We start from the raw sequence: 26,270 nt of genomic DNA, 5'->3' as shown, positions 1-26,270 counted from the left end.
TTTTATCCTCTTTGTTCAGCTTGTTGTTTTTGCTCCGCTATCAGTTCCTCGCCACTTTTCTTCTCGCCGGGAATACTGTTCGCGTCGAATGGGAATACATCCATCAACTGGGTTTCCGTTACCGAGGCGATGGTATAATCCGCCAATGTACCCTTCATTCCATCTTCCAATACGGCTATGGCCTCTTTCAGCGTAGTGGCTTGGGCAAGCATTTGTGCGGCGGTTTTCTTTTCCGCTCCACTCTTCTCGTCCAACGTGATAAAATAAACCTTGATCTTATAGAACCGATCACCATTCTCGTTGAAGAATAATTCGGATAAACGAGCTCGTTTGATGTCTGTTACCGTGAATTCACCCGTGATGAAGGGGCGGATCTCCTCGATGATGCGAGCTTCCGCTTCCGTAAAAGACAGGGCGTCTACCAAGTAAGGCTCGGTTACTTTTTTCTGCATGCCATTTTCCAGCATTTTCTCGTAAGAGACCTTACATTCAAACCAATTGTGCATATGCTTTACTTTTTAATTTAGTCTGTACTCTGTTTAAAACAACGTACAAATATAGTGGCTATTCGTCAATAAAACAACTTGCCGCAAAAGATATAATTTGTCAGGATGTCTAATTTCGCGTGTTTGTTTTCAGTTGGAATTTAAAATAGAGAGATATGGATGAGAAAGATTTGGTGGAAGGGATGCGAGAGTATATAAGTCTGTTACAAAAGGAAGGACGGTATTCCTCGGCGAAAAGTTATCAGGATGCGATGAACTCTTTTATACGGTATAGCGGGACGGATCGTATCCCATATACATATATAAATAAGGATACTCTTCGCCGGTACGAGGCTTATTTGTTGGAGAAAGGCTGCATGCGTAATACGGTCTCCACGTATATCCGCCGTTTGCGTTGTATCTATAACAAGGCGGTGGAGAATGGTGAGGCGGCGTTTATCCCTTCATTATTCAAGGGGGTTTTTACGGGTGTGGAAAGCCAGCGCAAGAAATCCTTGCCTCTGGGTGATTTGAATCGCCTGATGACTGTCCCGGTAAAAGGAGAGAAGTTGAGGAAGACACAGCTGACGCTTTGCTTGATGTTTCAATATGGGGGGATGTCGTTCGTTGATTTCGCCCATTTGAATAGGGGTAATATCAAGAACGGCATATTGGATTACAATCGCCAGAAGACCGGGACCTCTATGCGGTTGGAGGTCTTGGATACGGCGGAAGCTATGTATAAGGAGCTGGCAGGTGAGAGGGGTGGAGGCTCCGGCTATTTATTTCCCTTTTTAAGTGGGACGAAGAACGGCCATGAGGCATATCTCGAATACAATGCGGCCTTGTCCCGGTTTAACCGGAACTTGAGGATGTTGAAGGAGGTTGCGGGAATAGCGTCGGATGTGACTTCCTACACGATCCGTCATTCTTTTGCCATGGCATTGAAGGAGCAAAATGTCCCCATTGAGATGATCAGCGAGTTATTAGGCCATAAATCCATCAAGACAACCCAGATTTATCTGAGAAGTTTCTCCTTGGAGAAAATGACGGTGGTAAATAAGTCTTGCTTTGAGAATGTATATAATTATATGCCAGAGGTGGGATGAGGCTACTTGGGGAGTAGCGCTTATTTCACGGCACAAATGTAGTAAAAAATAACAAATAACAAGCAATCGTTAGGCTTAGTTTGTGCTCCGGCCTTGATTCTCCTTAAATCTTCGTTCTTATTCCTAGTGTATAGACATGGTAATAGAGACGAAATGATCTCGTATTTCCTACATCATCACGTCCCTTCTAAAAATCGAACATACATTCCAGTAGAGACGGGGCGTGCCCCGTCTCATCCCCTCCAAATGGTAACTAAAAGATACTATCAGACAGTGGGAGACGGGGCACGCCCCGTCTCTACAACCGGGTGATAACCGTTCTCGCACCTTTTAGGCTACTCCCCAAGTAGCCTAAGATTTCAAGAGATGGTAATTTTCAGTAATGCCATATTCGAAAATATAAAGTACTGTTTATCAAGATGATATAAATGAATCTTGGTAGGGCTCTGAATTGCCGTGGGGTCTGTTTTCGGGCCACGGGATAACCACTGGAAAAGATAATCATAGAGATGGATATATTGACAGGCAAGTGCTCGGATAGGTTCATGGCGCATGTTCTGAAGCGACGTGACCAGGAGGCCGTCCGTTGGTACGTGCTCACGCTCCCTACCGCCGGTGGCGGGCGTGACAGGATCAGTCCCTCGAAGGGGCTGGACGCTGAGCTTTCCCGCCGTGAGCGTCGTGGGGAGGCCTTGTTCGAGTATTTCTCCCCCTCGTATGTCGAGGCGAGGAAGGTGGGCGGCAAGATGGTCAACACGAAACGGCCCCTGCTGTACAACTACGTGTTCGTCCACGCCTCGGAGGACGAGATCTTTAGCCTGAAGCGTACGCTTCCCCTGTATAATTTCCTCCCCCGGGTTTCCTCCGGCGGGCGGTCTTATTTCCCGTACCTCTCGGATCGTGAGATGGATACCTTGCGTTGGGTCGCGGCTTCTTACTCCAACGAGCTTCCGGTGTACGTGCCAGATAGCGGCCGCTTGTTGAAAGGCGACCGTGTGCGTATCACCTCCGGCCCTTTTACCGACATGGAGGCGGAGGTGGTGGTGCAGCCGGGCGGTGGGCATAAGGACGTGATGGTGCGTATCCTCGACTGCCTGTGGGTCCCCTTGTTCGAGGTGAGAGCTGGGGAGTACGAGTTGATCGAGCTGAACACGGGGGGCAAGCACGTGTATACCCATTTGGACAACGACCGTCTGTCGGAGGGCTTGCACGGGGCCTTGGGCCGTTACCACGCCTCTGGCGTGGTAGTGGATGAGGATGCCCGTCTGGCCCGTGAGGTCCTGCGTGGCTACGCCTCTCTCCGTGCTGAGACCGACGTAATCCGTTGTAAGCTTTACTCGTTGCTCCTTCCGGCCTACAGGTTGTTGGGCGAGTCGGATGAGTTCGATCGTTTGCGCTCCACGATGCGCAGCATGCTCCCGGTGATAAAAGCGGGGCAATCCCGTGCCTTGTTACTGGTCACGCTCTATGGCTGCACGGACAGCAGCCTTTACCAGCGCATGGCGCACGAGTTGATTGACCCTTGGATGGAGGAGGCTTCGCCCAAGAAGAGCAAGTTCGTGTTGATACGTCGTTTACGTGATTACGACCGTTGGTTCGGGCACGGGAACGGCGATAAATAAAAGATATGAGAGAAGAGAGAGAGACATGCGGCGTCCCTTCGGGCATCCGGCTGATGAGCCTGTTGCGTGAGCGTTTGACAGAGATCATGGATCGTGAGCGTGCGAACCGAAACTCAATACACCTGTACTGCACGGGTCCCTACTGGGTAGCGTTCGAGCGTTCGGCCTACCAACTGCATCGTGCGTTCCCGGATAGCGAGATCACGCCGTTGCGCCTGTACGCCTACCCGTTCCCGATCGTGATGGTGTCTGTTACGGATCGCTCGCTCCGCTCATATACTCGCAAGCATATCTTGAGAAGAGACGGGTCGGATTACAAGCTATTGACCGTCCCCGGGTTTCCCTTGGCGGATTACCGTGAATGGCACGCCGGCGAGGTGGAGGGATTGCCCCGGTTAAGCGAGAATTAGATAAGGGCAGAAAAGAAACGGTCGGATCCCCCGGATGGCAATGGCCGTCTCTAGCGGCTAGGAGACCCCTTGGCTTTGGCCGATAGGCTGACCCCGCTTTAACATATACCACTCCGGCCGTCCGGTGGTCCGGCCCTTTTATAATTGAGAATTGAAAATAGAGAATTAAAGAGATGATAATAGCGGTAGATTTCGACGGTACGATCGTCGAGCACAAGTATCCGGCGATCGGGCGTGAGCTTCCTTTCGCCATCGAGACGTTGAGGAAATTGCAATCGGATCGGCATAAGCTGATCCTTTGGACGGTCCGTGAGGGCGGGCTCTTGGAGGAGGCGTTGTCCTTCTGCCGTGAGCGTGGCTTGGAGTTCTACGCGGTGAACCGTGACTACCCGGAGGAGGAGAGAGACCGGAACAACCACTTCTCCCGCAAGCTGAAGGCGGACGTTTTCATCGACGACCGCAACCTCGGCGGCCTCCCGGACTGGGGCACGATCTACGAGATGGTGACCAAGAGACTGAGCTATGAGGACTTGACGCGTAAATACGAGTCGGAATACGAGCCGGAGAAACCCAAAGGTTTCCTGTCCCGCCTTTTCCGTTAAGTCCGTGTGATCCGTGTTTAAAGAAATAAAAACGATAACAAAATAATATGAAGATCAAAAGACTACTGTTCCTATTCTCGCTGCCCCTTTTGCTGGCGGCGTGTACGTCTTACAAGAACGTGCCCTACCTCCAGAACCCGGAGGCGGTGAACGATCTCGAGGGGACGCTTCCCCTGTATGACGCCAAGATCATGCCCAAGGACCTGTTGAGCATCACGGTCAACACGACGGACCCTCAGGCGGCGGCCCCGTTCAACCTGACGGTGCAGACCCCGTTGAACGCGGCCCTGACGAACATCAACACGACGACGCAACCCACGTTGCAGCAATACCTCGTGAACAACTCCGGCGAGATCGACTTCCCTGTGATCGGTACGCTGAGGGTCGGCGGCTTGACGAAGAACGAGGCGGAGAGCCTGATCCGTGAGAGATTGAGGCCTTACTTGAAGGAGGCGCCCATCGTGACGGTGCGCATGGCGAACTACAAGATCTCGGTCTTGGGCGAGGTGGCCCGTCCGGGCAGCTTCACGATCGGCAACGAGAAGGTGAACGTTCTGGAGGCGTTGGCGATGGCCGGCGACATGACGATCTACGGCGTACGTGACAACGTGAAGCTGATCCGCGAGGACGAGAGCGGGAAGCGCAAGATCATCAACCTTGACCTGAACAACGCCGGTATCGTGACCTCCCCGTATTATTATTTGAAACAGAACGACATCCTTTATGTCACGCCGAACGAGACGAAGGCGAAGAACTCCGATATCGGAAACAGCACGACGTTGTGGGTGAGCTCGATCTCGATCTTGGTCTCGATCGCCGGCCTGTTGGTGAACATACTTAAATAATTGAAAATAGAGAATTGAGAATTGAAAATTTAGAGAGATGGTGGACGATGGTATAAATACAAGCAATAATAATAATAACAATAACAATCCGGAGGGGGAGGATCGTGAGATCAATCTTTACGCCGTGTTTTTCAAGTATATGGTTTATTGGCCTTGGTTCGTGGCGAGCGTACTGGCCTGCTGCATCGGGATGTACGTCTTCCTGCGTTACCAGACGCCGGTGTATAACGTCACGTCGTCGGTGCTGATCAAGGAGGACGAGAAGAAGGGGGCTAACGCCGCCAGCGGCCTTGCCGCCATACAGGACCTCGGCATGCTCTCGATGACGAGCAACTTCGACAACGAGGTCGAGATCCTGAGGTCCCGCACGTTGATCAAGAAGGTGGTGAGTGACATGGGCCTGTATATCGACATGGAGGAGTCGAACGCCTTGGGCTTCAACCCCCCGTTATACAAGAACTCCCCCGTTAACGTGTTCATCACCCCCGAGGAGGCGGACCGTCTGGTGGCCCCCGTCGAGCTGCGCATGCGCTACACGAAGGAGGGTCAGCTAACGGTGAGAGCGGAGTACAAGATCGACAAGGAGGGTGACGAGGAGACGATGGAGCAGGGCTTCGACAGGCTCCCCGCCATATTGCCCACCCCCGTGGGGGTTTTCAGTTTCACGGGCATGGATTCCATACCGGAGTTGGAGGGCGGGGAGATCGAGCTGGTGGCCCACGTCCATACGCCCACGTCCACTGCCGAGGCTTACGGCAAGGAGTTGAGCGTGACACCCTCGTCCAAGACGACGACGATCGCCAAGGTATCCTTGAGGAACACGGTGAGGCGACGAGGCGTTGATTTCATCAATCGCTTGGTGTCGTTCTACAACCAGGACGCCAACGACGAGAAGAACGAGGTGGCGCAGAAGACGGCTGAGTTCATCGAGGAGCGCATCGGCATCATCAACGGCGAGCTGGGCACTACGGAGAGCGAGCTCGCTGCCTTCAAGCAACGCTCCGGCCTGACGAATTTGACGAGCGACGCCCAGATGGCTTTGCAGGAAAGCTCGAGGTATGAGCAACAACGTACGGAGAACGCCACGCAGATCAACTTGGTGCAGTATCTCCGCAATTATATCGACGATCCTGCGAACATGGACGAGGTGATCCCTGCCAACGTGGGCCTGCGGGATCAAAACCTCACCTCTGTCATCGACCAGTACAACACGATGATCATCGAGCGCAAGCGCCTGTTGCGCACCTCTTCGGACAGCAACCCGGCCATCATCAACATGAACGCCGGCATCGAGGCTATGCGCCGCAACGTGAGGACGACGGTGAACAGTGTCTTGAAGGGTCTCCAGATCGCCAAGGCGGACATCGACCGTCAGGCGAGCAAGTTCGAGAGCCGCATCAGCGACGCCCCGAGGCAGGAGAAGGAGTTCATGACGATCTCCCGCCAGCAGGAGATCAAGGCCACGTTGTACGTCATGCTGTTGCAGAAGCGTGAGGAGAACGCCATCACGCTGGCAGCCACGGCAAACAACGGCCGCATCATCGAGGAGCCGCTCGCCGATGAGCGTCCTGTCGCCCCGAAGAGGATGGTCTTCATGCTTGCGGCGTTGATCTTGGGCCTGGCGATCCCGGTGGGCATTGTCTACCTTCATGACCTGTTGAAATACAAGATCGAGAACCGTGAGGACGTCGAGGCGATCACGGGCGTGGCTATCTTGGCGGAGCTCCCGTTGGTCAAGAAGACGGGTGAGGGCTCGATCGTGGTGCGTGAGAACAAGAACGACCTGATGGAGGAGATGTTCCGGGGGTTGCGCACGAACCTCTTGTTCATGCTAGGCAAGGACGAGCGTGTGATCCTTTTCAGCTCCACGCAACCGGGCGAGGGCAAGTCTTTCGTCGCTGGCAACTTGGCGGTGAGCTTGGCTTACTTGGGCAAGAGGGTGGTGGTGGTCGGCATGGACATCCGCAAGCCGGGCCTGAACAAGGTGTTCAATATCTCCCGTAAGATGGAGGGCATCACGAACTACCTTAGCGACCCTGATCACGTGGAGTTGTTCGACATGGTCCAGCGATCCGATATCAGCCCTAACCTCGATATCCTCCCGGGCGGTCCCATCCCCCCGAACCCGACTGAGCTGGTCGCCCGTGACGTGCTGGAGAAGGCTATCGCCCGGTTGAAGGAACGCTACGACTATGTCATCTTGGATACGGCCCCTATCGGCATGGTTACGGACACGGCGATCATCGGCCGTGTGGCCGACATGTGCGTGTACGTCTGCCGTGCGGACGTGACACCGAAGGCCGGTTTCAGCTACATCAACGTGTTGCGGCGTGAGCGAAAGTTCCCGAAGCTCGCGACGGTGATCAATGGCTTGGACATGACGAAGCGCAAGAACAGCTACGGCTACGGTTACGGGAAGAAATACGGCTACGGCAAGGGATACGGTTATGGCTACGGCTATGGTTACGGTTTCGAGGCCGGTGACAAGAAGAAATAGAAAGGTAAACAATAACAACGAACTTATAATTATGGAAAAGAATGGAACCGTAACACGGACAGGAGTGTCGGTGGAGGAATCGGAACAGGTTATCTTTGATGGGATGAACGCTTTCGAGCGCAATGTAAAACGTATGGGGGATTGTGCGTTGGCGTTTTTGGCCTTGATCGTATTCTCCCCGCTGTTTTTACTTTGTTATATCGCCGTAAAGCGGGAGGATGGAGGCCCGGCGATCTTTAAGCAAGAGCGTATCGGTCGTTTCGGTCGCCCGTTCAACATCTATAAGTTCCGCAGTATGCGTCTGGATGCGGAGAAGTTCGGTCCGGCCCTTTACAAGGGTGGGGCAGATCCCCGGATGACCCGTGTCGGAAAATTCCTCCGGGTACATCACTTGGACGAGCTGCCCCAGTTATGGAATGTCTTCGTGGGCGACATGTCCTTTATCGGTCCCCGTCCCGAGCGTAAGTTCTACATCGACCAGATCATGGAGCGTGATCCCCGTTACCGTTACCTCTACCAGATCCGTCCGGGGGTGACCTCTTACGCCACGCTCTACAATGGGTATACGGACACGGTCGATAAGATGCTCCGCCGCCTGCGTTACGACCTGTTCTATCTGGAGCATCGCTCTTGGCTGTTCGATTTCAAGATATTGGTGAAGACCTTCTTGAATATAGCCTTTGGTAAGAAATTCTAATGCTAGATCTCCCCGTATTCCTCCCTTGCGTCAAAGCAGGGGCAAGCCTTACGGATATAGGGGCTAAGTTGGTAATGTCCTAGGATGCGTGCCTCCGGGTAATCCCTTCGTAATTGCCGTAACAGGTCCATCAAGGTACAGCGCTGGGCGTAGGTCCGGGTATCGGCCGGACGGCCCTGTTCGTCGAGTCCTCCCTCGTAACATATACCGATACTTTTGTCGTTCCATCCGGCTGCGTGCGCCCCGATCTGGTTGACCGGCCGGCAGCGGTGTAATTCCCCGTCCCGTGTGATATAGAAATGATACCCGATATCGGCGAATCCCCGTGCCTTGTGCGATGAACGGAGCGCCTCCACAGGAAAATCCCTGTCATATCGTGTAGCCGAGCAATGAATTACAAGGAGGCGAACCTCCCTGTAATTCTGGTAGAAACAATAAGCCTTACCCATGATAATTGAAGATTGATAATTGGAAATTGAAAATTAGAGAATACAGGATTGGATGCCAAGTGCCCCTGCGATGGCGGTAGCTACGGCGATGATCACTTTGATAATAGTACTCCATACGGACTTTTTCATGATAATTAATAATTAATAGTGAATAATGAATTGAATAATGATATCCCGGCTGATATAAGAGGAAAGCTTCGCTTTCCTTCGGACGGCCTCAGCGGACGGGCGTCAAGCGAAGAGACTGTAGCGAGCGCCCGGAGCATCCCTGTTTGAGCGCAGCGAGTTGGGATGCGACAGCGAGCGTAGGTCTCGAAGTAGCCCGTCAGCGTCAGCCTTGACCTTTTGGTTACTTTTGGGTCAAGCCAAAAGTGACATACCGATTTGGGTCAAGCCAAAAGTGACACGTTAGATCTCATCAGGCGACTCCGAATCCCCACCCCCAGCAGCCGGCTTCTTCGAGATATCCACGGTAGTCTCCCCAGCCTTCTCCGCACGGAGCACCGCTTGCTGAGCCTTGCGAGTAGCCACAGGTTGGAACTCCAGCCCGGCGAAGACATTCTTCAAGTCCTCGCCCGGTATATACTGGATACTAACCCCGGTGATGTTTGTAGATGTGAATTTCTCAAGACTCTCCGCACCCTCGTTGAGGATATGGAGCCGGAATTTACCCAGTTCGCCGAAATCCACCTGTTTCCCCTCTTGGAGGGCATCGAGCAGGTTCTCGACAGTGGAGATCAATACCGCCACCACATCCGCCCGGCTGACGGTGGTTTGCATGGATACCCGGCGGCTCAGCTGCTTGAGCGATAGCTCACCATTGATCTGTGCCGTGGCGTACGCTTTCGCCGGCTCGTCTTTCTTGATAGGGTTGGTCCGAAGGGACACGCTGTAATTTAAAGCCATAGATTTGATAATTAAAAATTGATAATTGAAAATTGAAAATGAAATCGATTTGTTTTCGATAACGAATGTACGACATTCGGTTTCCTCTGAAATGAATACCGCTGACAGTGGATGAATAAGGGAGATAAAAGAGGAGATATACTGAAAAATAGACCTCCGTATAGTTGTTCGTGTCGTATGTTTTAAGTATCTTTATACCAATAAGATAAATCTTAAAAATGCGAACGATATGCGAACAGGATACACACAAATCGACGAGTGGCCCGTGCGGCCCTATTCCAAGCGGGAGCTGGCCATGGCCTACGCCCCCGAGATCAGCCCCGTCTCGGCCCTGAACCGGCTGGCGGAATGGATGCGGTATAACGATCGTCTGACCCGGGAGCTTGGTGATACGGGCTACCGCCCGAGGCAACGGGTCTTCACCTCCCTGCAAGTGGAGCTGATCTTCCGTTACTTGGGTCGTCCTTGAGAGGAGATACCGCCACCCGTCGGTATAGGCGAGCGGCGATGCCGGTACTGGCATCAGACAACGCCAGTACTGGCGTAGGGCTGCGACGGTAGTGCTTACGGGCGATGACAGTAGTGGCATTTCCTTCATTCCTTCATTCCTTTGGGCGTCTCTCACGCACACACACGTGCGAGGAGAAAGCGTACTCGCCCCGTGCGGTCTTGATCAGTGTTCCCTTCTCCAGCATCCGTTTGAGGGAGGAGTCGAGTGTTTTCTCGGGTATGCCGTTCTTCGCTGCCTCCTCCACGGCCTGCCGACGGCAGAACATCATTGGGAGGGCATTGAATAAAGCCTGTTCAGGAGAGGTCTGGACAGGGACGGCCTCGGAGGTAGGCAGGAAGCCCAGCACATAGCTCGAATGGCGGTAAAGAGGCTCTATGAGCGTGAGTACGGCTTGGAAATCCTCGTCGGTGACCCGTAGGTCCAGCTTGGGGACGATACCATCCTTGATATTCTCGATGGGGATCTCCGGGGCGGGGGAGAGACCGGGGGAATTGAAAATGGAAAATTGAGAATTGAAAATTTTTTGTTGGGGAGGGAGGAATTTCTCCAAGGCTCTCAACAGGGCTACTATGCTCAGGATCCGGCAGGTATTGATGGCGATACGGGCCACGGCGCTTCGCATGGAACCTCCATAGGCGTAACCGGCGTGGGAGAATAACTGGGCGAACCGTTGGTTGAACAGCTCTTTCTGTTTCTCGGATAGCCTTAGCTGGATCGTTTGGACCGATCCGTTGATCAGGTCCAGTACCTGTTTCCATTGTGTTCCCCATGTGGCGAAGCGTAGGCCGTAATCCTCGCCTTCCGAATCGAATTGGTCCATCCACTCATCGATGGGTGGCATGAAATAGAATAACTGGCGAGAGAACAGGCCGTTCTCCGCCGAGGGGATCAGCGGCTTTACTTGCGCCGGGGTTCCACTTAGCAATACGCTGAGATAAGACTCATCGCATTCCCGGTACTCATGATTGGTACGCCGGTTGAAGGCCAGTCGCTCATGGTCGTGGCATTTACGCAAGGTATCGCTCCAATGGCCGTGATCCGCTCCGATGGCGGTACTCACGGTATCAGCCTCGGTCTCGCAGATCAGCCCCACGCCGTCGGCCTCTATGAGGTTCTCTAAGATACCGGTACCCGAGTTATCGCCGGCTATGAGGAACATCTTGAGGGGCGGTTGTTCCGGCTCGGGCGTCTCGGAGCGTTTCTTGCCGAGTGAGTCCCATCGGTTCTTTTCCTCCCGATAATTCTTTAGGCTGTCTTTGTAGCGGGCCATCATCTCCTCGTGAATAGGTTCAGCTAGGCGCCTGACCCATGTCAAGGCTCCTTTTCCGGAGGCGGGAGGCGCTACGATGAAGGTTTGTAGGCATGGGTACATGTATTTTTGTCCGTATAACACCCGTACCCGCTTGTTCAAGGTGCCCCCGAGTACGGTGAATACTCCCAGCAGGAGTATGTCACGCTGGGCGATGGAGTTTCCGCAATCGATCATCTGCTTGATGAACGGGGGCCACGGATAATCCGGGAAAGCGGGTGGCAAGTCCTCACGTGCGTACGTATGTGCGTGTGTGGGTGTGAGAGGGGCTTGAAGGTTTGAAGGATTCTTGTTCTCCCTCGGGTATTGGCGGAAGGTGTCGGCCAGTTGCTTGTCCGTTTTTACGCCGGCAATCTCGGCCCAGTGGAAGACGGAGCCTAATCCGTTGCGCCCGTTGCCCGCTTTGAGGGCGTGGTCGTATAGCTTGTCCGCTTCTTCGTAGACGTATTTCTCGGACAGGCGGCAGATGCGATGAAAGAACGTCCTTCCCGCTTCCCCGCAATCGTTGGCGGTGGCGAAGGCGATCGGCATATACTCTTGGTAAGTGGGAGCGATGTTCGCCCCTTGGTGTTCGATGGCGGCGACAAGCCGCTCTAAATCTGATAATGGGTTCATTTGATTTATAAGTTATAATTTATGATTTAAACTGTCAACAGTCACTTGTCAACTATCAACTCTCCCGCAACTTAGCGGAGGGATCATGGCAGAGGAAACACGCCCGTGAGAGATCGGCGTTTGAGGCATCCGCATTCAATCCGTATTTCCATTTCAGGTATTCCCATGCCGATAGCCGTGCCTTATCAAAAGATTCCTCTATGGAAGCCTTGGGTGAGAGCCGGTAGGGGACGAGCAGTTTCACGCCTGTGGTGCTTGGGCTGACGAAAGCTAGGTCCGGTCTCAGTTTATTATCGGCGAACAAGGTGTCTCGCCAGTGGAGGGTTTCCTCCGGCGAGGGGAGATGGTCGATATCGATGACAAACTCTCCGGAAAGGAATAACAGGCGGTCTTCCTTGCGATAGGAGAAGACCCCGGCCGGTGTGACGTATGGCAGTAAGTTTTGCTTCAGTTTGCGGAACCGTTTCTCATCGCTCAAAGCGTCCTGTACGCTGAGCGTTCGTTCTTTCAGCCACTCGTTGGAGGTGATATAGGTATGCAACTGTTTGACACTGGTCACGCCGCTCGGCACTTGATTGGAGATGGGGGCGTTGAAAAAGGACATGATACATTCTTTCATTAACTCGTTTGATTTAAAGTTTAGGCTGGTAAAGGAAAGGTAAAAGAGTGAGAAAAAACGGTCCGGTAAGTTATTTGCACCTATCGGTAAGTTATTTGCGCATAAAAGTAATTCGGTGACAGGAAAAAGAAGAAGATATGAGTGAAGAGAAAGCGAGCCCGTGTGTGCTGCACATCCATGGCGAGAACATACAGGTGCTGCCCAACGCCATGTTTGCCATTCAATATATTTGCTTGGACCCGGGAGAAAAGCCGGAGGTCGTTTCGGAAAAAGACGTGAGGCCGGATCCGGAGCCGTGTGATTTATTAGCCTCCTATATCCAAGACGAGGAGGTGCGTCACGACTTCGTGAAGCGAATCGCCCAATGCCCGGATGTGGCCACCCTCTGCCAAACGGTGCTGACCGACCTTTTCAACGAGGTCTTTTGCGACTGCGTGGAACCGGCCAAACTTATCAAGAGCAAGGAATTCATCAACGCCATCATCCCCCTGCTCCCCTTCAAGCAAGGCAAGAGCTTGCGCAATATCCGGCGGGCGATCGTGAAGTATGTGCTGGGGGAGGGGTAGAGGGACTGCATATTTTGATATTTAGAGGAGAAATGTTTGCGATAAAGGAGAAAATGGATATATTTGCCTAATAAAGAAAATGAGTTATGAATGCGACGATCGTTCCTGAAATGAATATTCCGAATATGGATACTTATTGGAGTATCCTTAAAAACTTGAGTTCGGATATGAAGTTAGAGCTAATATCCCGGCTTTCTAAATCATTGTTAAGCAAGGATCAGTCCATAGATGATAATTGGGCCTCGCAATTTGCCGGGGAGTGGAAAGATTCCCGTTCCGCTGAGTCGATCATAGAGGATATCCGAAATTCACGAACCTCAAATCGTGAAATAGAACTGTGATATGAAGAAATACCTTTTGGATACGAGTATTTGTGTTTTTCTGTTCCGTCGTAAATATGGAATAGCGGAAAAACTCCAAAAGGTTGGGGCATTGCAATGTTATGTGTCGGAGGTCACCATCGCAGAATTGAAATATGGCGCATATAAAAGTGATCGTATCAAAGAGAACCTTGATTTGATAGATCGATTTATTAGGTTGATAAACATTGTACCTTTTACAGACTCCATCGAGTTCTACGCTCAAGAAAAGAATCGCCTTCGTTCGTTGGGTGTATCCATAGAGGATTTTGATTTGCTCATAGGTTCAGCAGCCTGTAGCGGCAACTTGATCCTAGTTACAGATAATGTAAAGCATTTTGCGAATATAAAGGGATTGGCTATTGAGAATTGGGTAAAGCGATAGTCTTCATTAAGCAGACTGGAACTCATAAGATGCACAATAATGCCATCGAACGAATGTTCCGACACATAGCCATTGGTCGCCGTAACTGGTTGCACAGTGGCAGCCATTTTGCCGCATCGAATATAGGGTTTATGTATTCACTCCTTGAAAGCTGCAAACTTACCTTTGTACCAAGTGAAAAAATAAATGTCATAGAGTTTATGAGAACGGACGTGTTAAATCGAATAAAAGAGACCTTGCGTAAGGTTGTACCGGCTGGAGGACATGCTTTTTTTGTATGGCTCGCAGGCTAGGGACGAGGCACGTCCAGATTCGGATTGGGATATATTGATCTTGTTGGACAAGCTAAAAATCGAGGTGGAGGATTATGACAATGTATCTTATCCGTTAGTGGAACTAGGTTGGTCGTTAAACGAGTGCGTCAGCCCGGTGCTTTACACCTTGAAAGATTGGATGAGATACCATTTCTCCCCCTTTGTACACAACGTAAAAGACGAGGGGATACGATTGCTATGAGTTTGAGTGCGGAAGATATAACAGCGGATCAAGGCGCAAACCCATAACGGGGTAGTCGGTCAATTAGGATTGAATTATGTCTCTAAAGGCCTATTGACAAAAGATGAAGGTCGATTATATTCCCGTTTGTTACAACATCGTATTACCGGAGATTATAATGATTTAATAATATTGTAAATTCGTACTTTACTATTTGTATTATGCTGAGTGATTTATCTCGGTAACTTATCTCTATAAATATAGTTTAAACTCATTTTAAATTTAGACACTTGATTTTCGTCTTGCTGGTTTGTCGGCGGGATGGAAGTGTTTTGTGTACTTATCTTTATGTCTGCTACATCAGAGAATAATAAGCGGATAGCGAAGAATATGCTGTTCCTCTATATGCGCATGCTCCTAATCATGGGGGTGACGCTGTACACCAGTCGGGTCGTGCTACAGGTATTGGGGGTAGAGGACTTCGGTATTTATAATGTGGTGGGGGGAGTAGTCTCGATCATGGCTTTTTTTATCTCCAGTTTGTCCAATGTCTCTCAGCGTTATATGAATATAGGATTAGGAAAGCAAGATATTCGAGAGGTGGAATATGCTTTTCGACAGAGTTTTACTCTAATGTGCCTGTTGTCTGCTATATTATTACTGTTAGGTGAGACATTGGGATTATGGTTTGTTTACAATAAACTGGTAATACCACCGGATCGGACGGTAGCGGCGCTTTGGGTATATCAGTTCTCGTTGATCTCCGTCCTTTCTGCTATCAATCAAGTTCCGTTGATGGGATCGATCGTGGCGCACGAGCGAATGAATATGTATGCGTATTTAGGTTTGTTTGAGGCTTGCGCTCGATTGCTAATAGTGTATTTCTTGAAGGTTTTCGGAACATTTGATTCTTTGATTCTTTATGGAATGTTGACAGCGTTAGTTTCCTTTATCACTTGGTTGCTTTATGCGATTTACTGTATCAGAGTTTTCTCCGAATGTAAATTACGTTTTTATTGGGATCATTCTTTAGTGAAAGATATGTCACGATTTATTGGCCAAAATTTATTTGGATGTTTCGCTTGGTCAGCAGGTATCCAAGGAACTAATATTCTTTTGAACTTGTTTTTTGGCCCTGCGATTAATGCGGCACGAGCCATATCTGTACAGGTGAGTGCAGTGGTAACACGTTTTACCGAGAATATCATGACAGCGGTTAAGCCTCAGATCATAAAGTCGTATGCGTCAGGCGATCGAGAATATATGATAGTTCTTATTGTGAAAAGTTCAAAATATGCTTATTTCTTAGCGGCTCTATTTGCGATTCCGGTAATGATGGAGATAGAGTTCTTATTGAAGGTATGGCTGGGGCAGGTGCCGGAACATACGGTTGCCTTTACTCGTTTGGTCTTGTGTGAATCGTTAATAGGAGTTTTCATACCGCCCCTTTGGATAGCGGCGAATGCCACGGGACGAATCAAGAACAATCAGGTGTACGGGCGAATGTTTACGTTGGCTATTTTGCCTATTAGTTATTTGCTTTTGAAAGTACAGCAGGATCCGATGATACCTTTTTTTGTGGCGGTCGTCGCAAATATAGGTTATTGGCTCTATTGTCTATATGATATACATGTTCAGATACGATTGGATATAAGATATTATTTGAAAGAGGTGGTTATGCCTGGACTGTTCCTGTCCTTGATTTTATGTTCTGTAGGATTAATTCAAAGTTTGATGATTCCGGAAGATACTTTCTCTCGCTTTTTATTAGTGTTCGCAAGCATGTTGATCGTGGGCGTATGTGTCGTTTATAGACTTTTGAGTGAAGGAGAGCGGGTCGTATTACAAGGATATATTCAAAGGGTATGTACCAAATTAAAAAAATAGTATAGCGATTGGAATAATAGCAGTTGCTTAGATACCAGCTTACGTTTTTGTTTATGAAATTGTAACTAATATTTCAAGTAAATATGATACCAAAGAAAATTCATTATTGTTGGTTCGGGGGCAATCCGTTGCCTCCTTTGGCAGTGAAGTGCATAGAATCGTGGAAGAAATATCTTCCGGACTATGAGATAAAGGAGTGGAACGAGAGTAATTTCGATCTGAATTATAACGACTATGTCCGTGAAGCGTATGAGGCTAAGAAATGGGCGTTCATAACGGATGTGGTTCGCTTGTACGCCATGGTGACGGAAGGTGGTATCTATATGGATACGGATGTAGAGGTATTGAAGCCGTTAGATGAGCTGTTACAATATGATGCGGTGTCGGGATTCGAGTCTTCGTCTCGAATCCCGACAGGCTTGATGGCCTGTCGGGAGGGGCAGCCCCTCTTTGAGGAGCTGCTCCATGAGTATGACGTTTTACATTTCAAGCGTCCTGACGGTAGTTTAGATGTGACAACAAATGTAACCCGTATTACGAACGCTTGCCTGAAATATGGTTTTGTTCCTAATAATACGAAACAGACTGTCAATGGATTCACGTTACTTCCCCAAGATTATTTGTGTCCAAAATCGTATGTGGATGGTAAGATTTATTTAACGGAGAACAGTATGACGATCCATCATTTCGCGGGGAGTTGGGTGAGCGATGTGGATCGGTATGCGCAGGAATTAGGTAAAAAACTTATTTTTTTGCCTAAAGGTATTCGTGGATATGTGACTAAATTTTTGTCAATCATAAAATATAAAGGGATTAAAGATATGTTTTGTGAAATGTGGAGATGGATGAAAAGAAGATGACCTAGCTATAAAAACAAAAATGAAAGCGTTCTTTATAATATTCTTGTATTTTTTATTTGATAGGGAAACTTATTATATCCTTCATTCTGATACATTGTCTTTAATATATGTTTCACTTTCAAAGTTTTTTGCTGTTTTTGTAATATTGATGGCTCTTATTAAGCAATTTAATAAGAATACATTAAAAGTTATGGGGTGTATATGTCTTGTCTTTTTTAGTATGTTGATTTCTACTGTTATTAAAGATGGAGATGTGCGTCGTGCTATAATGATTATGTACCCGGTTTTGGCTATGGGAGGATTGATGTTGTGGCAATGTTCTACATTTAATCGAACAAAATTATTTGTTCGATATATCGCTTGTTTTTATTTTGTTTTAATGGCGATTAATTTCTTTTTTTTGCTTGTGTCTCCTTCTTTTTTTGTTAATGATTCGATGTCTGGGGAGTCTTATTTTCTAGGAATTGAGAATCAGGTGGGGTATCCAATGATGAAAGGCCTTTGTTTTGTGCTTATTGATAGCTATTTCCGAGGGGAAAAAAGGCTTTTGTGCGTTTATATAATAATGCATGTTTCTACTATATTGATTATATTTTCAGGTAGCAATGTTGTTGGTTTAGTTTGCATGCTTCTTTTTTTGATTCCAAATGTGATTCAGCGTAAAATAGCTTCTTTGTCATTGAATACTTTATTGCTCGTGTTTGTGTCTTTATTTGTGTTTGTTATATTGTTTGGAAATTTGATGATCATCCTTGAATCTCCTTTAGTTTCATATGTGATAGAAGATTTGTTAGGTAAGAATTTAACACTTACAAATAGAACCCTAATTTGGGGTATGGTGGTAGATGGATTTTTAAATTCTCCTATTATAGGAAACGGTGTTAGAGAAACTACGAGTTTATTCTATATATCTGAGCAATATACGAAAGGTTATATGAGTGCTCATAATCAAATATTGCAATCTTTATATGAGACAGGGATTCTGTTTTTTGTATCTCTTGTTCCTCTTTTTAATGAATTGAATAAATCTTTAAAAAGCAGTGTTCCGTTTTTTTCTTTAATAGTAAAAGGTTCTATTTTTTCTTTTTTAGTAATGTATATGGCAGAAGCTCCAGGTATGGATAAAATACTGAATCTTGTTGTTTTTGGTTTATTAGTCTCAAAAATGAACAATACTGTTACTTGTAAGGGTAATATGTATGTTCGTTGTGAAAAGTGATTTTTTAATGTGTCTATTATGGATTTAATATCAATCATTGTCCCTGTTTACAACGTGGAGCAATATTTGCGAGACTGTATTGAAAGTATTATCAATCAAAGTTATCGAAATTTGCAAATTATCTTAGTAGATGATGGTAGTTTGGATGATTGTCCGAGGATTTGTGATGAGTATGCCTGTAAGGATCATCGCATAGAGGTTATTCATAAAGAAAATGGAGGTCTTTCTGACGCTCGTAATGTGGGGGTCGATCAAGCTTGCGGAAAATATATATCTTTTGTTGATAGTGATGATAGGATAGCTGAAGATATGATTGAGAGCCTTTATGATAGAATTGTAGGGGTGAAAGCGGATATGTCTGTTTGTCAGAGATTTTTAATTGGAGAGAGTGGAGATATTAAGGATGATGATAAAGCTCTTTTTGAGGATTATGTAGTATATGGAAATAAAGAATGTGTGCATGATTTTATGTCTTCAAAAGGAATTGATACGGTGGCTTGGGGGAAATTATATCGTACGGAATTGTTTCAAGATATCCGTTATCCAAAAGGAAAATATCATGAGGATGTATTTATTACTTATCGTTTGGTGGCTAAGTCTAATGTGATAGCGGTTAGTGGTGAGAAAAAATATTGTTATAGGATACGTAATGCCAGTATAACACAATCTTCCTTCTCCTCAAAACATTTGGATGCGGTGATAGGTAAATGTGAAATAGCAAACTTTATGGAGGTTAATTATCCGAGTGAATTGGTTTACGCTCAAGCTGGAATTGTGTATGCGGCCAATCAATGTGTTTGGAGAATGGGTATTTCTCATTGTTTTAATAAACAATACATGAATTTTTTGCAATCGAAATATCGTTCTTTTGAAACACCCTTCTTGCGCTATGGAAAAAACAGATTTTTCTCGAAAATATTTTCCATATGTGCTTTTATTAGTGTGAATATGGTAGTGAAATCTATATCAATCATCAAAAATTAGAATAGGTATGTTGGGAAAAGTGAAAGTTATCTTACAAGAGCGTATCAATCGTAAAAATAGAAGCAAATTAACTAATTTATCACCTTCATTGGTCTGTAGTAATTGTACAGGTGGCTTTTTATATCATTGGTTGGGTTTACGTTTCTATTCACCGTTCATTAATTTGTATATGACCAATGAGGATTTTTTGACAGCCTTGGAAAATTGGGATTTGTTTATTCATTCAGAGATCAAAGAAGTTAAAAATAGTGGTTTTGATTATCCGGTAGGAGAAGGACTATTAGGTGTAAAAATCCACTTTGTTCATTATAAAGCATTTGCAGATTCACTTGCTAAGTGGAAAGAAAGATGTGAACGTTTGAATGCTGACAATATGGCGGTTATGCTGACAAATTGGGGGGGTGATGTCTCTGTGCTAGAGCGTTTTGATAAACTTCCGTTTAAAAATAAAGTAGCGTTTGTTGATAAAATTTATCCTCAGTTTAAATCTACTTGTTATTTGAGTGGGTTTTCGAAGGTGAAAGGCGTGAAAAATATTTATGCTACGCAATATCTCGATGGACGGAGATATATTGATCAATTTGATTATGTTTCTTTTATTAATCAATTAAACAGGTAAATGAAATATGCATAAACTTAAAATATTACTTGCCGCGATTTGTGGTGAGCTACTTAAACTGTACTATAAGGTAGGGTTAGGTACAATCCCATATGGAATCAATCAGGAGAAGGTGCGTAAAGAAAAGGTAATAGTTTCTCTTACCAGTTATGGACGAAGGGTGGGAGAGATACTCCCGTTTACGGTTATTTCATTGCTTCGTCAAACTTATAAACCAGACTTGGTATTGTTATGGTTGGATGATGAACATTGGAATGATGGTAATTTGCCTTTTATTTTGAAGCGTTTGAAAAAGAAAGGGCTTACTATCCGCTATTGTAAGGATATTAAATCTTATAAGAAGTTGATACCCACGTTAGAGGTGTATCCGGATGATTTGATTATTACTTGCGATGATGATTTCTTTTATCGGCGGAATATGGTTGAACGTTTAGTTGCTGAATATCATAAAGATCCCTCTCATGTTTACACGTATCGAGCTCATCGGGTATCATTTAATAATGATGGAATTTTGAGACCTTATAATGATTGGGAGATGGAAATTTCCGGGGTCGGCGGCCGTTTTGTGTTTCCAACGGGGTGCGGTGGTTGTTTATACAAACGCTCCTTGTTGCATAAGGATATTTGTAGGGAGGACCTGTTCATGCGTTTGGCTCCAAAGGCCGATGATGTGTGGTTTTATTTCATGGAAGTTTTGCATGGAACGGAGTGTGTAGTGTTACCGGATAAAGGATATGTCTATATTCCGTTGGACGTTTTTTATCAGTATATTCATAAAGAAGCAAGCCTGTCGGCTACGAATTGCAAGGAGTCTCAGAATGATCCTCAAATTCGAGCGGTGATGGATTACTATCATTTGATGGGTTCAGATTTAATAGGGTGCTGATTTTATTTCATGAAGAAACTTTCTTATACAATAGGTTGATCGTTGTTGGACCATTCTTGATCTGCCTAATATCTTACTTAAAAAAATAATACATAATTCTTATGAAAGCATGTTTCATGGGTTTGGGCTATATTGGCCTGCCCACGGCTATTATTGCCGCAAAGCACGGGGTGGAGATCGCCGGCGTGGATATTAACGCTCAGGTGGTGGAGGTTACCAACCGAGGAAAATTGCATATCATCGAGCCGGGTATGGAGGAGATGTTGCGGGAGGTACTGGCCTCCGGGCATTTCAAGGCTTACACCGAGCCTCAGGTGAGCGACGCTTATTTCATGGTGGTACCCACTCCCTTCAAGGGGGATCATGAGCCGGACGTATCGTTCGTGGAGTCGGCTACCCGTATGGTGCTTCCTTTGTTGAAGGAGGGGGATTTGTACGTGATCGAGTCTACCTCGCCGGTGGGGACGACCGAACGGATGGCTAGTTTGATTTTCTCGGAACGGCCGGAGCTGGAGGGCAGGATCTATATCGCTTATTGTCCGGAGCGGGTGCTTCCGGGTAACGTGATCTATGAGTTGGTGCATAACGACCGGGTCATCGGCGGTATGGACGAGGCCTCCACCCGTAAGGCGATGGAGTTCTACGGCCAGTTCGTGAAGGGTACGCTTCACCCAACGAATAGCAAGACGGCCGAGATGTGTAAATTGACCGAGAACTCAAGCCGGGACGTGCAGATCGCTTTCGCCAATGAGCTATCGTTTATCTGCGATAAAGCGGGAATCAATGTGTGGGAGCTGATCGATTTGGCGAACAGGCATCCCCGTGTGAATATCTTACAGCCGGGTTGCGGTGTTGGCGGTCATTGCATAGCGGTGGACCCTTACTTCATCACGGCGGAGTTTCCGATGGAGAGCCGTATGATCTCTACGGCTCGTGAGACGAATAACTACAAGGCATTTTGGTGCGCGGAGAAAGTGAGGAACGCCATGCTACGGTTTGAGCTGAGACACGGGCGCAAGCCGGCGGTAGCAATGATGGGCTTGGCTTTCAAGCCTGATATCGATGACTTACGCGAGTCTCCGGCCAAGGGAATAACGACGAAGGTGTTGCAATCGTGCAACAACGCTGATATCATGGTGGTGGAGCCGAACGTTTCGGAGCATAAGCTGTTTAAGTTGACCCCTTATAAGGAGGCATACGAGAAGGCGGATATAGTGGTTTTCTTGGTGAATCATAGGGAGTTTGCGGGGTTGAATTATCGGGATGACGTGGAGGTGCTGGACTTTTGCGGGACATTCAAGAAATAATCGTTCGCTAAATAGAAGAATACGCTGTAATGAGGAAAATAATGTTAGTCTTCGGGACCCGTCCCGAGGCGATCAAGATGGCTCCGCTGGTGAAGGAGTTCCAAAAATATCCGGAGTCGTTCGAGACCATCGTGTGCGTTACCGGACAGCATCGGGAGATGTTGGATCAAGTGTTAAAATTGTTCGAGATCACGCCGGATTATGATTTGAATATCATGAAGCAAGGTCAGGACTTATATGACGTGACCGCCCGTGTCCTTACCGGTATGCGTGACGTATTACGTGAGGCGACACCCGATGTCGTGCTGGTGCATGGGGATACCACCACGAGCACGGCGGCCGCCTTGGCCGCTTTCTACCAACAGATACCTGTAGGTCATATAGAGGCCGGCCTTCGTACCCACAATATCTATAGCCCGTGGCCGGAGGAGATGAACCGGCAGGTCACGGGACGTATCGCCACGTATAATTTCGCACCCACGCGGTTGAGCAAGCAAAACTTGATGCGAGAGGACGTGAGTCCGGACTCAATCTTGGTTACCGGCAATACGGTGATAGACGCCTTACGGCAAGTGGTGCGTAAGATAAAGACGGACGCTGAGCTGGACAAGGAGCTGGAAGGCGTGCTTTTACGCTCCGGGTATGATGTGAACCGTCTGGTTGAGGGTAAGAGACTGGTGTTGATCACGGGTCATCGCCGGGAGAACTTTGGTGATGGATTCATCCATATGTGTACCGCTATCAAGGACTTGACGAAGATGTATCCGATGGTGGATTTTGTCTATCCTATGCACTTGAATCCCAATGTGCGCAAGCCGATTCACGAGGTATTCGGCGGGGATTTATCTGATCTGGGTAATATGTTCTTCATTGAGCCATTGGAATATCTGTCGTTTGTCTATCTGATGGAGAAATCAACGATAGTGCTGACCGATAGCGGCGGTATTCAAGAGGAGGCTCCCGGCTTGGGCAAGCCCGTGTTGGTGATGCGTGATACGACCGAGCGTCCGGAGGCTCTCGCGGCAGGTACGGTGAAACTGGTCGGTACGGACTATGACAAGATCGTGAGCGAGGTCTCGGCGTTGCTTGATGATACGGCTTATTACGATGCGATGAGCAAGGCGGTCAATCCCTATGGCGATGGATTGGCTTGCGGAAGGATCGTGGAATTTTTGAACCGGAAGGAATGAGGGTCTTGATCGTTTCTCCCTCTTATCTTCCGGAGATCGGTGCGGCACCCTCACGCATTACGAACATGGCGGAGGGACTGTCCGGCTTAGGGATAAAGGTGGATGTGTTGACTTGCCTACCCAATTATCCCAAGGGACGTATCTTTGATGGATATAGGGGGGCTTTTTCCAAGACAGAGGATGTAAACGGGATAACGGTCTTCAGGTACTGGACGTATGCCTCGATCTCGAGGAGGCCGTTGGTCCGTCTTGCCAGTATGTGCGCTTTCGCCACGACCCTTTGGTGTTTCGCTCTCAAGCGTAAGCGTATAAAATCTTATGATAAGGTGATCATCCAGACCCCTCCTGTTTTGGCGGCGGCCTCGGCCATGTTGCTTTTTCGTTGTTGCTACCGGAAAAAGGTGGTACTGAACGTCTCAGACCTTTGGCCATTGTCGGCCGTGGAGCTGGGGGCCATGAAAGAGGGTGGCGTTTATCATGGGGTGATGGGGCGTATCGAGCGTTTCCTTTATCGTAAGGCCACGGCCTGTCAAGGGCAGAGTAAGGAGATCGTGGATTATATAAAACGGTATGAGCCGGGCAAGGCCTCGTTCTTGTATCGGAATTTACAGCATCGTTTTGTTTTACCGAATCACCCCCCTTCTTCTCGGAAGCCTTTCAGGATCGTCTATGCCGGTTTGCTGGGCGTGGCGCAGAATATATTGGAGTTGATAGAGCGTATCGATTTTAAAGGGATGGGAGCGGAGCTTCATTTATTTGGAGGGGGCAATCAAGCCTTGGAGATAGAGGATTATGTGAGGACACATGATAAAGGGGTCTTTTATCATGGCTCTCTGCCCAAGGAACGGATGCGTGAGGAGCTTACACGTTACCATGCCTCCATTATCCCCTTGACGGTTCGTATAAGGGGGGCGGTACCTTCTAAATTATTTGATTTGCTGCCGTTAGGCGTTCCTATCTTGTTTTGTGGAGGCGGCGAGGGCGAGGAGATTGTAAAGGAGAATCAGTTGGGCCTTGTCTCGGCCCCCGGAGATTATGAGCGACTTTCTAAAAATATACGGGCCATGAGCCACTTGCCGGATGAGGAGTATCGACAGCTAAAAGCGAACTGCTTAAGATTATCCCAGACAACTTTCTGTTTTGAAAGGCAACTGGAGGCGTACAAACGTTTTTTATCGGCTTTCTAATTTCAGGATGAAATCCCTTAAACATTTTGCGGGGATGCCCTGTTATAGATATAGTAGTGTGTTTTTCATGGTATTAGATTTTTAGATTAGTAATTAGGTTGTTCATTCAGTTCGGGAGAATAGGATGTTGGTTTCTAAATATGAGAGCCGGAAAGGTGAGAATGATTTCTCTCGTTTCCGGCTATTCTTTATTTATTTAAAACTCGTCATTGGCGTAAAGACTCAATAGGTTTTTCAGCTCATAATCGAATATCTCGTCATCCTTGAAGAAGCGTTTCAATTCGATCTCGGCTGTCTCCGGTGAGTCTGATGCGTGTACGATATTCTCTTGTACGCTCATACTATAATCTCCCCGTATCGTACCGGGAGCGGCGTTTCTACCATTGGTAGCGCCGGCCAAGGTTCTTACTACATGTATGGCATCTACCCCTTCCCAGCAACATACAATTACCGGGCATACACTCATCGCGTCCTTGATACGTTGGAAGAAAGGCTTTTCTTTTAGGTGGGCGTAATGCTCACTCAAGATCTCGTCAGTCAGCCAAACCATCTTCATGCCGGCCAGACGGAGTCCCTTCTTTTCGAAACGGGTTACGATTTCACCGATCAGCCCTCGCTGAACGGTACAAGGCTTTAAAATAACCAATGTTTTTTCCATAAGATTTATATTAAAAGATTAAACAAATGTTTGATGTCTTGAATACATGTTAACCTTGCGGCGTTTTATGAATGATAGAGGAATAAAGGATGAAATGTTTTTTAGGATATTTCAAGTATATTTCTATCTTATTCCTCCGCAAGTTAATGGGAATAAACAAATAAACGAGCGATAAGTCTGCTAAACTAAACTAATTTAACATACGTTAATTGTTGCTTGAGTTGTTAATCCTTCTGTATTCTTTTCCATTTCCGTGGAATTTCCGGATGAGTCTTGAGAAATTCCCTCAAGGTTTGCCGGTTTACTCCAAGTTTCTTGCTGATATATACTTTAGTCTTATGTTCTTTAATATACTGCAAGATCATCTCTTCCTTACCTTTTAGCTTACAGGTTTCCGGTCGCTCTCCTTTTGGACGGCCCAGTTTGGCACCTTGCACTTTTTTCCGAGCCAACGCTTCTTTCGTTCGTTGCGAAATCAGGTTGCGTTCAATTTCGGCGCTTAGGCTAAATGCGAATGCCAAGATTTTACTGTTAATGTTATTTCCGAGTTCGTAACCTTCCTTTACCGTAAATACAATGATGTCTCTTTCCATACATTGATGAAGGAAGCTCATAACTTGCATAAGATTACGTCCGAGACGTGACAGCTCCGTCGTGATCAGGATGTCGCCTTTACGTATTTGCTTTAATAATTTACCAAGTTGGCGATCGGCGATTACTTTTGTCCCGCTGATCGTCTCATCTACCCACCTGTCGATTCTCATGTTCCTCGATTTTGTGAATTTCTCAATCTCGAATCGCTGGTTTTCAGTAGTTTGTTTGTCTGTACTGACTCTTACATAACCGTATACCATATGTCCTATATTTAATTAAACAACAACCAAGATACTGGAAACGGATTGATTGATAGTGCGTTTTAGTAAAAACAAACTTTTTTATGGGTGTGTTAAAGAAGTTGAGTGGGTTTGAACTCCATACAAATTGTAATAAAA

30 protein-coding genes are annotated in these 26,270 nt (G+C 47.3%); 22 read left to right on the top strand and 8 right to left on the bottom strand.

Going from position 1 to position 26,270, the window contains the following annotated elements; genetic code table 11:
• Nucleotides 1–2: 2 nt before the first annotated feature.
• Nucleotides 3–506 carry a DUF4494 domain-containing protein gene (locus tag ACYIA1_RS07855; protein WP_005855722.1) on the bottom strand — a complete coding sequence of 168 codons (504 nt, stop codon included), beginning with the start codon at nt 504–506 and terminating at the stop codon, nt 3–5.
• 155 nt (nt 507–661) lie between these two features.
• Between ACYIA1_RS07855 and ACYIA1_RS07850 the strand changes: the two genes are divergently transcribed.
• The 7 genes from ACYIA1_RS07850 (at nt 662) to ACYIA1_RS07820 (ending at nt 8,267) form a co-directional block, all read left to right on the top strand.
• Nucleotides 662–1,594, top strand: coding sequence for a tyrosine-type recombinase/integrase (locus tag ACYIA1_RS07850; protein ID WP_008778492.1), 933 nt, complete (start codon nt 662–664; stop codon nt 1,592–1,594).
• A gap of 509 nt (nt 1,595–2,103) precedes the next feature.
• Nucleotides 2,104–3,216, top strand: a complete 1,113-nt coding sequence (gene nusG, locus ACYIA1_RS07845) for a transcription termination/antitermination protein NusG (protein WP_008778434.1) — start codon at nt 2,104–2,106, stop codon at nt 3,214–3,216.
• Between the two features lie 5 nt (nt 3,217–3,221).
• Nucleotides 3,222–3,626, top strand: coding sequence for a hypothetical protein (locus ACYIA1_RS07840; protein ID WP_005863167.1), 405 nt, complete (start codon nt 3,222–3,224; stop codon nt 3,624–3,626).
• 173 nt (nt 3,627–3,799) lie between these two features.
• Complete coding sequence (locus ACYIA1_RS07835) at nt 3,800–4,228, top strand: BT0820 family HAD-type phosphatase (RefSeq protein WP_057317744.1); 429 nt, start codon at nt 3,800–3,802, stop codon at nt 4,226–4,228.
• Nucleotides 4,229–4,275: 47 nt separating this feature from the next.
• Nucleotides 4,276–5,073 (top strand): polysaccharide biosynthesis/export family protein, encoded by a 798-nt coding sequence (locus tag ACYIA1_RS07830; RefSeq protein ID WP_005865687.1) that lies wholly within the window; start codon nt 4,276–4,278, stop codon nt 5,071–5,073.
• A gap of 37 nt (nt 5,074–5,110) precedes the next feature.
• Nucleotides 5,111–7,570, top strand: a complete 2,460-nt coding sequence (locus ACYIA1_RS07825) for a GumC family protein (protein WP_121956824.1) — start codon at nt 5,111–5,113, stop codon at nt 7,568–7,570.
• 31 nt (nt 7,571–7,601) lie between these two features.
• A complete protein-coding gene (locus tag ACYIA1_RS07820) occupies nt 7,602–8,267 on the top strand; it encodes a sugar transferase (RefSeq protein WP_005867954.1) in 666 nt (221 codons plus the stop codon).
• 2 nt (nt 8,268–8,269) lie between these two features.
• Here ACYIA1_RS07820 and ACYIA1_RS07815 read toward each other — a convergent pair whose 3' ends face one another.
• The 3 genes from ACYIA1_RS07815 to ACYIA1_RS07805 all read right to left on the bottom strand — a co-directional run bounded on the left by ACYIA1_RS07815 (nt 8,270) and on the right by ACYIA1_RS07805 (nt 9,622).
• Complete coding sequence (locus ACYIA1_RS07815; protein WP_008778242.1) at nt 8,270–8,716, bottom strand: N-acetylmuramoyl-L-alanine amidase; 447 nt, start codon at nt 8,714–8,716, stop codon at nt 8,270–8,272.
• Nucleotides 8,717–8,749: 33 nt separating this feature from the next.
• On the bottom strand, nt 8,750–8,845 hold the full coding sequence (locus ACYIA1_RS07810; protein ID WP_005855736.1) for a smalltalk protein: 96 nt from the start codon (nt 8,843–8,845) through the stop codon (nt 8,750–8,752).
• Nucleotides 8,846–9,124: 279 nt separating this feature from the next.
• Complete coding sequence (locus tag ACYIA1_RS07805; RefSeq protein WP_005855743.1) at nt 9,125–9,622, bottom strand: HU family DNA-binding protein; 498 nt, start codon at nt 9,620–9,622, stop codon at nt 9,125–9,127.
• Nucleotides 9,623–9,851: 229 nt separating this feature from the next.
• On the opposite strand from ACYIA1_RS07805, the gene ACYIA1_RS07800 reads away from it, so the two are divergent.
• Complete coding sequence (locus ACYIA1_RS07800) at nt 9,852–10,091, top strand: DUF4248 domain-containing protein (RefSeq protein ID WP_005855745.1); 240 nt, start codon at nt 9,852–9,854, stop codon at nt 10,089–10,091.
• A 133-nt stretch (nt 10,092–10,224) separates the two neighbouring features.
• On the opposite strand, the gene ACYIA1_RS07795 is transcribed toward ACYIA1_RS07800, so the two are convergent.
• Together ACYIA1_RS07795 and ACYIA1_RS07790 are read right to left on the bottom strand one after the other, a co-directional pair.
• The gene (locus ACYIA1_RS07795) at nt 10,225–12,057 is read right to left on the bottom strand and encodes a DUF3987 domain-containing protein (RefSeq protein WP_044546484.1); all 1,833 of its coding nucleotides are present in this window, start codon (nt 12,055–12,057) and stop codon (nt 10,225–10,227) included.
• Between the two features lie 55 nt (nt 12,058–12,112).
• Nucleotides 12,113–12,676: a BT4734/BF3469 family protein gene (locus tag ACYIA1_RS07790; RefSeq protein ID WP_005855750.1), complete on the bottom strand. Its 564-nt coding sequence runs from the start codon at nt 12,674–12,676 to the stop codon at nt 12,113–12,115.
• 137 nt (nt 12,677–12,813) lie between these two features.
• Here ACYIA1_RS07790 and ACYIA1_RS07785 point away from each other — a divergent pair, with 137 nt between their 5' ends.
• From ACYIA1_RS07785 to ACYIA1_RS07720, 14 genes are all read left to right on the top strand, one after another.
• Nucleotides 12,814–13,242 (top strand): hypothetical protein, encoded by a 429-nt coding sequence (locus ACYIA1_RS07785; protein WP_005855752.1) that lies wholly within the window; start codon nt 12,814–12,816, stop codon nt 13,240–13,242.
• Between the two features lie 86 nt (nt 13,243–13,328).
• Complete coding sequence (locus ACYIA1_RS07780; protein WP_005867958.1) at nt 13,329–13,583, top strand: hypothetical protein; 255 nt, start codon at nt 13,329–13,331, stop codon at nt 13,581–13,583.
• Nucleotide 13,584: 1 nt separating this feature from the next.
• Nucleotides 13,585–13,986: a type II toxin-antitoxin system VapC family toxin gene (locus ACYIA1_RS07775; RefSeq protein ID WP_005867959.1), complete on the top strand. Its 402-nt coding sequence runs from the start codon at nt 13,585–13,587 to the stop codon at nt 13,984–13,986.
• Entirely contained in the window at nt 13,971–14,279 is a 309-nt protein-coding gene (locus ACYIA1_RS07770) for an IS66 family transposase (RefSeq protein WP_227793779.1), read from the top strand. Before ACYIA1_RS07775 ends, ACYIA1_RS07770 begins: the two co-directional genes overlap by 16 nt.
• Nucleotides 14,251–14,502: a nucleotidyltransferase domain-containing protein gene (locus ACYIA1_RS07765; protein WP_008778244.1), complete on the top strand. Its 252-nt coding sequence runs from the start codon at nt 14,251–14,253 to the stop codon at nt 14,500–14,502. The genes ACYIA1_RS07770 and ACYIA1_RS07765 overlap by 29 nt, the downstream gene beginning before the upstream one ends.
• 327 nt (nt 14,503–14,829) lie before the next feature.
• Nucleotides 14,830–16,368, top strand: a complete 1,539-nt coding sequence (locus ACYIA1_RS07760) for a lipopolysaccharide biosynthesis protein (protein ID WP_008778245.1) — start codon at nt 14,830–14,832, stop codon at nt 16,366–16,368.
• Between the two features lie 83 nt (nt 16,369–16,451).
• Nucleotides 16,452–17,228 carry a glycosyltransferase family 32 protein gene (locus tag ACYIA1_RS07755; RefSeq protein WP_005867964.1) on the top strand — a complete coding sequence of 259 codons (777 nt, stop codon included), beginning with the start codon at nt 16,452–16,454 and terminating at the stop codon, nt 17,226–17,228.
• 19 nt (nt 17,229–17,247) lie between these two features.
• A complete protein-coding gene (locus tag ACYIA1_RS07750) occupies nt 17,248–18,447 on the top strand; it encodes an O-antigen ligase family protein (protein WP_034530492.1) in 1,200 nt (399 codons plus the stop codon).
• Between the two features lie 18 nt (nt 18,448–18,465).
• Nucleotides 18,466–19,431, top strand: coding sequence for a glycosyltransferase family 2 protein (locus ACYIA1_RS07745; protein ID WP_005867966.1), 966 nt, complete (start codon nt 18,466–18,468; stop codon nt 19,429–19,431).
• A gap of 7 nt (nt 19,432–19,438) precedes the next feature.
• The gene (locus tag ACYIA1_RS07740) at nt 19,439–20,050 is read left to right on the top strand and encodes a DUF1919 domain-containing protein (RefSeq protein ID WP_480334925.1); all 612 of its coding nucleotides are present in this window, start codon (nt 19,439–19,441) and stop codon (nt 20,048–20,050) included.
• A 7-nt stretch (nt 20,051–20,057) separates the two neighbouring features.
• Complete coding sequence (locus ACYIA1_RS07735) at nt 20,058–20,936, top strand: glycosyltransferase (RefSeq protein ID WP_008778250.1); 879 nt, start codon at nt 20,058–20,060, stop codon at nt 20,934–20,936.
• A 101-nt stretch (nt 20,937–21,037) separates the two neighbouring features.
• On the top strand, nt 21,038–22,243 hold the full coding sequence (gene wecC / locus ACYIA1_RS07730; protein ID WP_129984386.1) for a UDP-N-acetyl-D-mannosamine dehydrogenase: 1,206 nt from the start codon (nt 21,038–21,040) through the stop codon (nt 22,241–22,243).
• Between the two features lie 29 nt (nt 22,244–22,272).
• Nucleotides 22,273–23,433: a non-hydrolyzing UDP-N-acetylglucosamine 2-epimerase gene (wecB, locus tag ACYIA1_RS07725; protein ID WP_129984385.1), complete on the top strand. Its 1,161-nt coding sequence runs from the start codon at nt 22,273–22,275 to the stop codon at nt 23,431–23,433.
• Entirely contained in the window at nt 23,430–24,620 is a 1,191-nt protein-coding gene (locus tag ACYIA1_RS07720; protein WP_005867971.1) for a glycosyltransferase family 4 protein, read from the top strand. The genes wecB and ACYIA1_RS07720 overlap by 4 nt, the downstream gene beginning before the upstream one ends.
• 196 nt (nt 24,621–24,816) lie before the next feature.
• Here the strand turns inward: ACYIA1_RS07720 and ndk are convergent, their stop codons facing one another.
• A complete protein-coding gene (ndk, locus tag ACYIA1_RS07715) occupies nt 24,817–25,278 on the bottom strand; it encodes a nucleoside-diphosphate kinase (protein ID WP_005867972.1) in 462 nt (153 codons plus the stop codon).
• Nucleotides 25,279–25,502: 224 nt separating this feature from the next.
• Nucleotides 25,503–26,132 (bottom strand): master DNA invertase Mpi family serine-type recombinase, encoded by a 630-nt coding sequence (locus tag ACYIA1_RS07710; RefSeq protein ID WP_005867974.1) that lies wholly within the window; start codon nt 26,130–26,132, stop codon nt 25,503–25,505.
• Nucleotides 26,133–26,270: the final 138 nt, after the last annotated feature.

The sequence above is a fragment of the Parabacteroides sp. KHUB-02 genome (assembly GCF_056640955.1).
Note: the sequence above shows the minus strand (reverse complement) of the source record. Positions and strands in the feature narration are given on the sequence as shown.